The 11,724-nt window shown below is 72.7% G+C and carries 12 protein-coding genes; 4 read left to right on the top strand and 8 right to left on the bottom strand.

Annotated elements, in window-relative coordinates; genetic code table 11:
- Window positions 1-5: 5 nt before the first annotated feature.
- From LX15_RS26235 to LX15_RS26220, 4 genes are all read right to left on the bottom strand, one after another.
- The gene (locus LX15_RS26235) at window positions 6-806 is read right to left on the bottom strand and encodes a cobalt-precorrin-6A reductase (protein WP_253672410.1); all 801 of its coding nucleotides are present in this window, start codon (window positions 804-806) and stop codon (window positions 6-8) included.
- An 870-nt stretch (window positions 807-1,676) separates the two neighbouring features.
- A complete protein-coding gene (gene cobM, locus LX15_RS26230) occupies window positions 1,677-2,420 on the bottom strand; it encodes a precorrin-4 C(11)-methyltransferase (RefSeq protein WP_253672408.1) in 744 nt (247 codons plus the stop codon).
- Window positions 2,421-2,493: 73 nt separating this feature from the next.
- Complete coding sequence (gene cbiE, locus LX15_RS26225; RefSeq protein ID WP_253672405.1) at window positions 2,494-3,711, bottom strand: precorrin-6y C5,15-methyltransferase (decarboxylating) subunit CbiE; 1,218 nt, start codon at window positions 3,709-3,711, stop codon at window positions 2,494-2,496.
- Window positions 3,712-3,861: 150 nt separating this feature from the next.
- Window positions 3,862-4,284, bottom strand: a complete 423-nt coding sequence (locus LX15_RS26220) for a TIGR03618 family F420-dependent PPOX class oxidoreductase (RefSeq protein ID WP_253672458.1) — start codon at window positions 4,282-4,284, stop codon at window positions 3,862-3,864.
- Window positions 4,285-4,610: 326 nt separating this feature from the next.
- Between LX15_RS26220 and LX15_RS26215 the strand changes: the two genes are divergently transcribed.
- The gene (locus LX15_RS26215; protein ID WP_253672403.1) at window positions 4,611-4,940 is read left to right on the top strand and encodes a putative quinol monooxygenase; all 330 of its coding nucleotides are present in this window, start codon (window positions 4,611-4,613) and stop codon (window positions 4,938-4,940) included.
- Window positions 4,941-5,082: 142 nt separating this feature from the next.
- Window positions 5,083-5,898 carry an IclR family transcriptional regulator gene (locus LX15_RS26210; RefSeq protein WP_253672400.1) on the top strand — a complete coding sequence of 272 codons (816 nt, stop codon included), beginning with the start codon at window positions 5,083-5,085 and terminating at the stop codon, window positions 5,896-5,898.
- A gap of 84 nt (window positions 5,899-5,982) precedes the next feature.
- Here LX15_RS26210 and LX15_RS26205 read toward each other — a convergent pair whose 3' ends face one another.
- Complete coding sequence (locus LX15_RS26205; RefSeq protein WP_253672398.1) at window positions 5,983-6,807, bottom strand: alpha/beta fold hydrolase; 825 nt, start codon at window positions 6,805-6,807, stop codon at window positions 5,983-5,985.
- A gap of 26 nt (window positions 6,808-6,833) precedes the next feature.
- On the bottom strand, window positions 6,834-8,381 hold the full coding sequence (locus tag LX15_RS26200) for an MFS transporter (RefSeq protein WP_253672396.1): 1,548 nt from the start codon (window positions 8,379-8,381) through the stop codon (window positions 6,834-6,836).
- 146 nt (window positions 8,382-8,527) lie between these two features.
- Between LX15_RS26200 and LX15_RS26195 the strand changes: the two genes are divergently transcribed.
- Both LX15_RS26195 and LX15_RS26190 read left to right on the top strand, forming a co-directional pair.
- A complete protein-coding gene (locus LX15_RS26195; RefSeq protein WP_253672394.1) occupies window positions 8,528-8,989 on the top strand; it encodes a MarR family winged helix-turn-helix transcriptional regulator in 462 nt (153 codons plus the stop codon).
- 114 nt (window positions 8,990-9,103) lie between these two features.
- Entirely contained in the window at window positions 9,104-10,129 is a 1,026-nt protein-coding gene (locus LX15_RS26190; protein WP_253672456.1) for a helix-turn-helix transcriptional regulator, read from the top strand.
- Here LX15_RS26190 and LX15_RS33280 read toward each other — a convergent pair.
- Both LX15_RS33280 and LX15_RS26180 read right to left on the bottom strand, forming a co-directional pair.
- Window positions 10,105-10,233 carry a DUF2087 domain-containing protein gene (locus LX15_RS33280; protein WP_253672392.1) on the bottom strand — a complete coding sequence of 43 codons (129 nt, stop codon included), beginning with the start codon at window positions 10,231-10,233 and terminating at the stop codon, window positions 10,105-10,107. The genes LX15_RS26190 and LX15_RS33280 overlap by 25 nt on opposite strands.
- A gap of 684 nt (window positions 10,234-10,917) precedes the next feature.
- Window positions 10,918-11,634: a GtrA family protein gene (locus LX15_RS26180; protein ID WP_308213523.1), complete on the bottom strand. Its 717-nt coding sequence runs from the start codon at window positions 11,632-11,634 to the stop codon at window positions 10,918-10,920.
- Window positions 11,635-11,724: the final 90 nt, after the last annotated feature.

Here is an 11,724-nt window from a genome sequence, read left to right as displayed (position 1 = left end):
CTCACCTAGGGACGCCGGCACGCCAGGGCGTCCAGCCAGGCCACCGCGTCCTCGACGGAGTCCACGGTCTCGACCGGGACCCCGTCGGGGAGCGGTGGCCGACGCACCACCACGACCGGCAGGCCGACACGGCGCGCGGCGACGAGCTTCGCGGCGGTCATCTCGCCACCGCTGTCCTTGGTGACCAGCACGTCGATCCGGTGCCGGCCGAGCAGCGCCAGCTCACCGTCCACAGTGAACGGTCCCCTGTCGAGCACGACCTCCAGCCTCGGCGGCAGCGGCGGCTCGGGCGGGTCGACGCAGCGCGCGAGGAACCACTGGTCGCGCAGGGACGCGAAGGCGGCCAGCCCCTGGCGGCCGATGGTGAGGAACACGCGTTCGCCCAGCCCCGGGAGCAGGGCGGCGGCGTGGCCGACCGACTCGGCCCACCGCCAGTCGTCGCCGGGCCGCTCCTGCCAGCCGGGGCGGCGCAGCACCAACAGCGGGACGTCAGCCTCGCGGGCGGCCTGGACGGCCGAGGCGGTCATGCGATGGGCGAACGGGTGGGTCGCGTCGACAACCGCGCTCACTCGTTCGCGACGCAGCCAGGCGGCGAGGCCTTCCGGACCGCCGAAGCCGCCCACCCGGACCTCCCCCTCGGGCAGTCGCGGGTCACCGACCCGCCCGGCCAGCGAGGACACCACGCTCAGGCCAGGTCGGCCGGTCAGCACCGAGGCCAGCCTGCGCGCTTCCCCGGTCCCGCCCAACACCAGCACCCGCGCCGTCACCACGTCACCCCGGTCATCGTCCGCCCTCGTGTCTCCCACATCCTGACTTCTCGATGCACCGACCTGCGCCGCGGCCCCCTGATCAGGCCTGCTGTGCTTCACCGCCGCCACGCTTCTGATCTTTTTCGTCCACTTTAGACACTGTGCGACTCCCTTGATTCTCCACCTGATCCTCAGGGACGCGAAAAACTCAGACGCCGAAGTTGTCAAATGGTTTTCTCGCAAACCCGGGTAGTTGTCCACAGGCGACCGAGTTGTCCACAGGCCACAGCGATCCCATTCCCCCGAGCGGTGGGAGCCGATAGACTGGAGCGGGGCTCGCCCCCCGGGAAGGGTGGGGGGCTGCCCAAGGGCCGGAGAACCAGTCGGAACTGGCTGAGCGGCTCACCCTCACCGCAGACAGGTTCCGCTTCTCCTTATCCTGCCCCGTTTTGTCACGGTGATGATTGCGATCCGCGTCGGAGCCGAACGGCCGACGCCGCGTTCATCCGTGTTACGCCACATCGAGCAGCACAGATTGCGATCTTCATCGGACCAGTGCTGCCGAGGCGTGGAACCTTCACACCAAGGTGCGGTCGTCGCGTGTCCTCATCTGCTTCCACGAGGTCCTGCCCCCAGGTTGTCAAATGGTTTTCTCGCAAACCCGGGTAGTTGTCCACAGGCGACCGAGTTGTCCACAGGCCACGACGATGCCGTTCCCCCGAGGGGTGGGAGCCGATAGGCTGGAGCGGGGCTCGCCCCCCAGGGCGGGTGGGGGCTGACCTGGGGTAGGGGAAGCGATCGGCACGGGTCGAGCGGCACGGTTGTCGGCAGGCCCGTGAGGGCGAGTGTGTCACCGCCGTGTTTCGTCACGGTGATGATCACGATTCCCGCAGGGGCACCGGTCGGCCCTGTCAGTGAGCCGGCGGGTCAGGCGCGGCAGCGGTCGGCGGAGTACAGGTGGCTGTCCGGGAACGCCGAGGCGGTCAGGACCTGGCCGACCACGATCACCGCGGTGCGCACGATCCCGGCCGCGCGGACCTGCTCGGCGATGTCGGCCAGCGTCCCGCGCAGGATGACCTCGTCCTCGCGGCTGGCCCTGGCCACCACCGCGACCGGGCAGTCCGCCCCGTAGTTCGGGATCAGCTCCTCGACGACCTGCTCGATCCGCTGCACCGCCAGGTGCAGCACCATGGTCGCCCGGCTCGCGCCGAGGGTGGCCAGGTCCTCCCCCGGCGGCATCGGGGTGGCGCGGGCGGACGTGCGGGTGAGGATCACGGTCTGCCCCACACCGGGGACGGTCAGCTCACGGTGGAGCGAGGCCGCGGCCGCGGCGAACGCCGGCACGCCGGGCGTGACGTCGTAGGGAACCCCGGCCGCGTCCAGCCGGCGCATCTGCTCGGCCACCGCGCTGAACACCGACGGGTCGCCGGAGTGCAGCCGGGCCACGTCCTTGCCCTCGGCGTGGGCGGCCAGCATCTCGGCGAGGATCTCGTCCAGCGTCAGGTTCGCCGTGTCGACCAGGCGCGCGCCCTCCGGGCAGTACGCGAGCAGGTCCTCGGGCACGAGCGCGCCCGCGTAGAGGCAGACCGGGGACGCGGCGATCAGTTTCTGGCCGCGCACGGTGATGAGGTCGGCCGCGCCCGGCCCGGCTCCGATGAAGTGAACGGTCATGTCCTCGCCTCCACACACCACGTCCGCCGGGGCGTGGCAGCCCGGCGGGACCCGACTTCGCTGCGCCGCGCCCTCACCGCTTGGCGACCGCCCAGACGGTCACCGGCATCATGGGCCGCCAGCCGGTGAAGCCGCCGACCGGTGAGGCGCGCTGGACGGAGACCCGGCTCAGCTCGCCGCCCAGTCGCCGGTACCAGTCGGCCACGACGACCTCGGATTCCATGGTCACGGCGTTCGCGACGAGTCGGCCGCCCCGCGGCAGCGCGTCCCAGCACGCCTCCACCACACCGGGAACGGTGACCCCGCCGCCCACGAACACCGCATGGGGCTGGTCGAGCCCGGCCAGGGCGTCCGGCGCGGCGCCGGTGACGACACGGAGCCCGGGAACGCCCAACGCGGCGGCGTTGCGGCCGACCCGCTCGGCCCGCTCGGTGTGCTGCTCGACCGCGATCGCGCGGCAGGACGGATGGGTGCGCATCCACTCGATCGCGATGCTGCCCGCGCCGGCGCCGACGTCCCACAGCAGCTCGCCGGGCACGGGCGCGAGCCGGGCGAGGGTGACCGCCCTGACCTCCCGCTTGGTGAGCTGCCCGTCGTGTTCGAAGGCGTCGTCGGGCAGGCCTGGGACGCGCGACAGCACCGACGCCTCGGGCTCGGCCCGGCAGTGCAGCGCGATCACGTTGAGCGCGGCGACCTGTCGCTCGCCCCAGGTGGCGGCGGTGCCGTGCACCCGGCGCTCGTCCGGCCCGCCGAGCTGCTCCAGCACGGTCATCTCCGTGGGTCCGAACCCGCGCTCGACGAGCAGCTCGGCGATGCGCGAGGGCGTGTCGCCGTCCGCGCTGAGCACCAGCACCCTGCGGCCCGGCTGGACGACCGGGTGCACCAGCTCCACCGGACGTCCGACGACGCTGACCACCTCGACCGCGTCCAGCGCCCAGCCGAGGCGCGCGCAGGCCAGGGACACTGAGGACGGGTGTGGGAGGACGCGGAGCCGCTCGGGCGGCACGAACCGGGTCAGCGTCGCGCCGATGCCGAAGAACATGGGGTCGCCACTGGCGAGCACGCACACCGCGCGGCCGGCGTTGGCGGCGAGCAGGCCGGGAAGGGCCGGCAGCAGGGGCGAGGGCCAGGTGGTCCGCTCGGCGGCGGTGGGCGGCACGAGGTCGAGTTGTCGGGCGCTGCCGAGCAGCACCTCGGCGGAGAGCACGGCCTCCCGGGCCGCCGGTGACAGGCCGTCCCACCCGTCCGCGCCGATGCCGACCACGGTGACGATGGGCTCCTGCCCGCTCACGTCCGCGCTCCGTTCCCGCTGGGCGCGAGGCGCCACACGCGCGTGACCCTCACCCGACAACACACGAGCGGAGACGGTAGTCGACCACCTCTCCCCCGCCCGTCCGTCGACCCGTCTGGTCGGACGTCGTTCCTGGTCAGGGCGGGCGGGTCAGACGTTGCCGAGCACCCGGGTGACCGAGATCTCAATCACGGCGCGCAGCGGGTTCTGGCGGGGCGGCTTGTACCGGGCGGTGTAGCGCAGCTCCGCGTCCGCGACCGCCGCCGGGTCCTCCCGGATCACCGCGCGTCCCTCCAGGGTCGACCACCGCCGACCGTCCACCTGGCAGACGGCGACGAGCGCGCCCTCCGGGCCAGCGGCCAGGACGTTGCGCACCTTCCGCGAGTCGCGGGAGGAGATGACCCTGGCCGTGCCCGTGGCCAGGTCCAGGGTCACGCCGACCGGCACGACGTGGGGCGTCCCGTCCGGCCGCGACGTGGTGAGCGTGGCCAGGTGCCGTTCCTGCCAGAAGGTCCGGAACGCCTCGCCCAGCTCGGTCAGGTCGACCCCGACCCCGCTCACCCATCGCGCCATGGCCCCGATCCTGCCGTACGGGCCGACGCCGGCCTCGCGCCCCGGGACGTCGGGGTGCCGGGCGCCCGACACCAGGGGGACACCAACGCCAGGGACACCGACACACCGGGGACGCCGGGACGCCGATACACCAGAGGCACCGAGACGCCGACCCACCAGAGACGCCAGGACGCCAGGACGCCAGGACGCCAGGACGTGATCGGAGGTGATTTCCAGAATGGCTGGAATCCGGCGCGGCGCGGCTGCCGCCACGGCCGGCGTCCTGGCCACGATGGTCGACGTCCGACGCGTCAACTCGATGTCAGCGCGACGAAGGGAAGCACCTCGTGATCTTCATCGTGGTCAAGTTCACCATCCGTCCCGAGCGGGCCGAGGAGTGGCTGTCGCTCGTGGACGAGTTCACCCAGGCCACCAGGAACGAGCCCGGCAACGTCTTCTTCGAGTGGTCGAGGAGCGTCGAGACGCCGAACCAGTTCGTCCTGCTGGAGGCCTTCGCCTCGCCCGAGGCCGGCGAGGAGCACGTGAACTCCGAGCACTTCCGCACCGCCATGGCGTGGATGCCCGAGTTCATCGCCACCAAGCCGGAGATCATCAACGTCGAGGTGCCGGGCTCCGGCTGGTCGGAGATGGCGGAGCTGACCCCCGCCCAGGGCTGAGCCGACGGGCGGTTCCGGCGCGGACGACCCCCGCCCCACCCCTCGCGGGCTGGCACGCGCATGGCGCGGGCCACACCTGGCGGTGGGTGGGTGGCGGGGGTCGTCCGCGAAACGGCGAGGATGGGGACGGGAGGTGGAGCCGGTGCGGACCGTGGACCGGGCGATGGACGTGCTGGAGGCCGTCGCCGCGGCGGAGGAGCCGATCACGGCGAAGGCCCTCGCCCGCGCCGTCGGCTGCGGACTGTCCACTGTGTACAACCTGATCGGGGCGCTCGCGGCGCGCGGCTACCTGGCCCGCACGTCGGCCGGCTACGTCCTCGGCCACCAGGTGTCCTGGCTCAACCAGGCGTTCTGGCGGCAGATGAGCGTCACCGACGACCTGCATGGCCTGCTCGGCCAGCTCCAGCGGGTCGCGGGGGCCACCGCCTGCTACTCGACCTACCGCGACGACGAGATCGTGATCGCGGACATGACCGCGCCCAGGGACCGGGACGCCGAGTGGGGCATCTCCCTCGGCAGCGACCCGTTCGCGCACGCCACCGCGCACGGCAAGGTCCTGTTGTCGTCGTGGTCGGCCTCGGCCCGGCGTCGCTACCTGGCCGCCAACGGAATGCACCAGCTCACGCCGAACACCATCACCTCCCCGCGCGAGCTGGAGTCGCAGCTCCGGCTGATCCGGCGGACGGGGTTGGCCACGGAGGTGGAGGAGGCCGCGCCGGGCATGGCCTGCCTGGCCACCCCCGTGCACGACGACAGCGGCGGGGTGGTGGCCGCGGTCTCCATCGCCGTGACCACCGAGGAGTTCCATCGCCGGCAGCGCCAGCTCGTCGCCGCCGTCCGTCGGGGAGCCCACGAGGCCGCGAAGATCCTCCGGGACCACCGGTCCCGGCTCCGGTCCGCGCCCGGGTCGCCGAGCGCGTCCCCGGCCGGCGCCCCCGGCGACCGAGCCTGTCCATAGTGGACACCTGAGTGGACACCTGAGACACCTGGCCGTCGACGCGGCGCCACGCGAGGCGATGCGGCGCGGCGCCGACGGCCGGGGTCAGCTCGCCGCGGCCATGACCTGCCGGTCGAGGTGGTCGACGATGGTCGTGGTGAACAGGTCGGGGTTCTCGAACGGGAGGCCGTGCCCGCCGGGGACCTCCACGAGCGCGGCCCCCGGGATCAGGTCGGCGAGTTCCCGCTGGTGGTGCGGGGGCACGATCCGGTCGTCCGCGCTGGCGACGACCAGCGTGGGCGCGGTGATCCTCGGCAGCGCCGAGGTGATGTCCACGGCGATGTCGGCCTCGGTCTGACGGATGAACCCGCTCGTCGCGCCGTCGAGCGAGGCGGTGAACCCGGCGGTGGCGGCGGCGAAGTCGGCGTCACTCCGCGCGCGCAGCGTGTCGTCGCCCATCGCGGTCACCTGGAGCAGGCGGGCGAGCAGCTCGTGGTCGGCGCGGGCCAGGCGCAGCCACAGGTCGAACTGGTGCCGCATCCACGCGTCGGTCCTGGCCCAACCGGCGTGGACGACGAGCGAGCGCACCCGGTCCGGCCGGGCGGCCGCCGCGGCGGTGGCGACGACGGCGCCCAGCGAGTGCCCCGCGAGGTGGAAGTCGGTCAGGCCGGCGTGGTCGGCGGCGCCGAGGAGTTGCGCCACCAGGTCCTCGACGAGGATCGGGCCGCCGGGGTCGGTGGTGGCCCCCGAGCCGGACAGGTCGGGCGCGACGATGGTGAACCGGTCGGACACCGCGTCGATGAGCGGGGCCCAGTTGGTCTCCCCGGTGGCCCCGGTGCCGTGTGCGAGCACCAGGCCGGGGCCGCTGCCGGTGACGAGGTAGTGGACTGTGCTCGTGCCGCCGGACACGCGGACGTCGACGGTGGGCATGGTGGTGTTCCTTTCGTTGTCGCTGGTCAGATCGCCCGCGCGGGGCGGGCGCGAAGGCGGGGCTTCGTGTCGCCGTCCTCCCGGCGGGTGGCCGTGAGCCGACCGACCACGACCGCGCCGAGCAGCGACAGGGCGGAGAGGATCCACAGCGCGACGTGCAGCGCGCCCGCGTACGCGGCCGTGGCGGACTCGGCGAACGCGGCGGGGGCCACGCCGGCGGGCACGGCACCCACCATGTCCCCTTGCAGCAGCCGGGACGTCGCCGACGCCGCGACCGGCTCGCCGTACCGCGCGGCCAGGTCGGTCCGGGTCAGGGTGGTGATCAGCGCGCCGAGGACGGCGAGGGCGACCACCTCGCCGGTGATCCGCACGGTGTTGAACAGACCGGCGGCCATGCCGGCGCGGGCGGAGTCGACCGAGGAGATCGCGGCGCCGTCCAGGATGGCCAGGGAGATGCCGAACCCGGAGCCGATGAGCAGGAGCGGGACGGCCAGCGGGACCGGCCCCGACCCTCCCGGCACCAGCGCCAGCGTCGCCGTGCCGGCCGCGACCAGCACCAGGGTGGCCACCAGCAGGCTCCGCTGCGACAGGCGGCGGGCGAGGACGCCGGTCAGCGGGGGCAGGACGAGGGTCGGTCCGGTGAGCAGCAGCAACGCCAGCCCGGCGCCGTGGGCGGTGTAGCCCAGGGTGGCCATGAGGTAGGGCGGCAGCACGATGGTGAGCGCGACGAAGCCGAAGGCCAGGAGGAACGGCATCGAGCAGAGCGCGACGAACCGGGGCTGGGCCAGCAACGACAGGTCGACCAGGGGCGCCGGGTGCCGCCGCTCGACCACGACGAAGGCCGCCAGCAGGACGAGGCAGAGCGCGAACGCGCCCAGCACCGCTGGGTGCGCCCAGCCCAACACCGGCCCCTCCACGACGCCGAAGGCGAACGCCGTCAGGCTGAGGGTGAAGGAGACCGCGCCACCCCAGTCCATCCCGTGCGCGACGGGCAGTCGCGACTCGTCGAGCCGTCGGGTGGCCACCAGGGACGGCAGCAGCAGGACGGCGACCAGTCCGAACAGGCCGCGCCATCCCCACGCGCTCACGGCGGCGCCAGCGATCACCGAGCCGAAGGCCAGCCCCACGCCGAGCGTCGTGCCGAACAACGCGAAGGCTCGGGCGCGGCCCGGCCCCTCGGGGAAGGCGTGGGCCAGCAGCGCGCTGCCGCTGGTGGCGACCGCGGCGGCCCCGGCTCCGGCCACCGCCCTGGCCAGGACGAGCAGCCCGATGGTGGGGGCGACGGTCGCGCCGAGCATCGCGGCCACGAACAGGGACAGCCCCGCGGCGAACATCCGCCGCCGGCCGATCCGGTCGGCCATGGCGCCCGTGCTCGCCATGAAGGCGGCGAAAGTCAGGAAGAAGGCGTTCACCACCCACTGCGCGGCGTCCAGGTCGGCGCGCAGGTCGGACCCGATGTCGGCCAACGCCTCGGCCGCGCCGGTGGCGGTGATCGGCACGAGCAGCATCGCCGAGCACACCACGGCCAGGGTGGTCCGGGCGCGGGCTGGTCGGAGCGGGACGGCCGCGTTCATCATGTTCCCCCTCGAACTCTGATGAGCATCAGAACCTTGATGCTCATCAGAGCATGGCGACAGCCTGGGGGTGAGGTCAAACGCGAGTGGTAGTGTTCGTGGACACATCAGAGCCCTGACGGTCAGACCGGAACGGAGGGCCGCCCGTGGGAGCCGAGGAGACGATCAACGCCGCCGTGGCGTGGCGGCCCGGCAACGCCATCAAGCGGGCCGAACAGGCGCTCATCGCGGAGAAGACCCGCGCCCTGCGCCCCTTCGGGCTGACCGTGCCGCAGTACGCGGCGATGTACGCGCTCTCCCTCGCCCCCGGCATCTCCGGCGCGAAGCTCGCCCGCTTCTGCTCCGTGACCCCGCAGAGCATGACCACGGTGCTGAAGACGCTGGAGTCCCGCGGCCTGGTGGAGCGCGAGCCGTCGGCCGACCACGCCCAGGTCCTGGTCACCCGGCTGACGCCCGACGGGCAGGCCCTGCTGGAGAAGGCCGACGCGGCGGCGGTCGCCGTGGAGCGACGACTGGTGGACGCCTACACCGAGCGGGAGCGCGACCTCCTGCGCGACCTGCTCGACCGCGCCGTCACCGTCCTCAGGGGCGGCGACCCCGCGAACTGACCCGACTGGACTCAACCGACTGGACTCAACCGGCCGGGCTGAGCCGGCCGGGCTGAGCCGACGACAGGGACGACAGGTCGACCTTGACCGGGGTATGAGGTCAGGAACTGTCCTATCTCGCCGGCATCCTCGTGCCATCAGCGACACCCGAGCCGCCTGCTGCGTCTGTTGTCCCTCCTCCAGCCCCCGCGTGAGTGGCCGGGGAGCGAGTTGGCCGAACGCCTGGAGGTCAGCCCGCGCACCATCCGACGCGACGTCGACCGGCTCCGGGAGCTCGGCTACCCGGTCGAGTCGACGATGGGGGCTACGGGCGGATACCGGCTGGTCGCGGGCAGCGCCATGCCGCCGTTATTGCTGGACGACAAGGAGGCCGTCGCCATCGCGGTCGGCCTGCGCACGGCGACCAAGCACGCCGTGACGGGGATCGAGGAGGCGTCGGTGCCCGCCCTGGCCAAACTCGACCAGGTGCTGCCCTCCCGCCTGCGCCGCCGGGTGGGCGCGCTCAACGCCGCGACCGTCCCGATGGCGCCGTTCGGGGAGCCGGACAGCGTCGATCCGGAGCACCTGAGCGTGCTCGCCGCCGCGGCCACGAACCACGAGCGCGTGCGGTTCGGCTACCGCTCCCGCGACGGGACCGAGTCGCGACGGCTGGTGGAGCCGCACAGCCTGGTCCCGGCGGGACACCGCTGGTACCTCGTCGCCTACGACACCGAACGGGACGACTGGCGGACCTTCCGGGTCGACCGCGTGCGCGAGCCCAGGCCCACCGGGGTGCGGGTCGCACCCTGGAGGCTCCCGGACAAGGACGCGGCCCGCTATGTCCAGCGCACGCTCTACTCACTCGCGCCCACCTACGAGGTGGTCGCGACGCTGCACGCGCCGCTCGCCGAGGTCGCCGGCCGGCTGGGCGCCACGCCCGGCGAGCTGGAGCCGATCGACGAGCGACGCTGCCGCCTGCGCGGTCGGGCCGACACGCTGGAGTGGCTCGCGTTCCGCCTGACCGCGCTGGGCTGCGAGTTCGAGGTGCACGAGCCACAGGAGCTGATCGACTACCTGCGGGCGTTGGCGGACAGGGCCACCCGCGGGACGCGAGGGCGCCGGCGGCGGCCCCTTGCTCAGCCCTCGTCCGGCCGCCAGTAGCGCCCGTCCTTCCGGACGAGGATGCCCGCGTCGACGAGGTGGCGCCGGATCGTGACGTGGTCGACCTCGCCGCCGTCGCACCACGTCCTGAGCCTGTCGTTCACCGCGTGTTCCTCGTAGACGACCCCGGTCTCGAAACGCGCGCGCCGCGACGTGACGGAGCACGGCCATCCGTCGCGTGGACTGGGCGGGCAGGCTGGCCAGGCGGTCGCCGCGCACGAAGGGTCGGACATCGGACTCCGCGTCGTCACCGCCGTTCTTCTCCCTGACGACGGCGGTGCCCTGACGGGCGAGTTCCCCGAAGTGTTCCTCGCACGCCTGGAGTTCGGGTCCCTCTGCGCGGACCAGGTCGCCCTCCTGGAGCTTCCGGAGCGCCACCGACGCGTCCCGACCGGACAGACCGGTGGCCGCCATGACCTCGGCCAGGTCCTGGCCCCCAGCACGACCGCCGCGAAGACGCGGAGTCGGGCCGGATCGGCGAACAGGCGAACCACGTTTTCTGGAGTCATTGGCGAACCATAACGGGACATTGGCCCGCGCCGAACCAAAATTCCGCCCCGCCCTCGGCACCCATCATGTGACGGGCGACCGTCGACAGCCGGTCGAATCAGACGGGAAGAACATCCCACTCACCCTGACAACGCGTTCACCCGCGGATGACGCCGTTCTTCCGTTCCCGAATACTTCGAACGGGGTTGCGGGAACACTCCCGGCGGGTTCTCTGACGCACTCCTGACGGGACAGAACGCCGACACGGGACGTCCGCGCCGGCGCTCCACCCCTCAGAATCAGCGACCACGTCCCTTGACCCTGCGACGGCGCCGCGCGTTCCTCCTCGCCCGGGCCCGGGCCCGGGCCCCGGCCTTGGCCGCGCCGGCCCGACGCGGCCGGCGCCGCTCGCGCGGCCCGTTGCCCACCTGCGCGGTCGCCGGCTGACGTCGCGCGGCGGCACCGTCGGCCCGCCGGACGTCGTGGTGGGCGACGTGCCCGCCAGAACCCGGAGCCGAACCGCCCTGCCGCGCCTTCTCCTGCGGAAACACCCACTTGCGCAGCGCCCACCACCGGAAGGCCATCGCGACCAGCGTGCCGACGACGGAACCGCTCGCGAAGTCGGCGATCTCCTGTGTCAGGCGGTCGACCTCGGGGACCTGGAGGTGGAACAGGTACCGGGAGACGTACAGCGGGACCAGGTTGAGCGCCGTGGCCAGCCCACTCACGGCGAAGAACAGGACAGCCTCGTGGTGCCGTTTCCTCCCACCCCTCAGGGAGAAGGACCACTCACGGTTCAGGAAATAGGAGACAATCGTCGCGACAATGATGCCGACGGCCTTCGCCTTCACCGGGTGGCCGCTCATGACCGTCAGCTTCAGGCCGTACCACGTACCATTGTCGACCAGGCAGGTGAATCCTCCGACGGTCGCGAACCGCAGCAGTTCGCGATATCTCTCCAACAGGTCCCGCACTAATTGGGGAACGAGGGCGGAGGCGGCCTTGCCGATCGACATGGCGGGCAGTGTACGGCACGTCCGAAATCTGTCCCCTCGCTCCGTCCGCGCCCTGTCGCGCTGGGAGGGTTGTCCGTTTCCCCCGATCCA

It is taken from the genome of Streptoalloteichus tenebrarius (assembly GCF_024171885.1).
GTDB lineage: Bacteria > Actinomycetota > Actinomycetes > Mycobacteriales > Pseudonocardiaceae > Streptoalloteichus > Streptoalloteichus tenebrarius.
The sequence above is the reverse complement of the archived record's forward strand: the minus strand, read 5'-3'. Positions and strand labels throughout refer to the sequence as shown.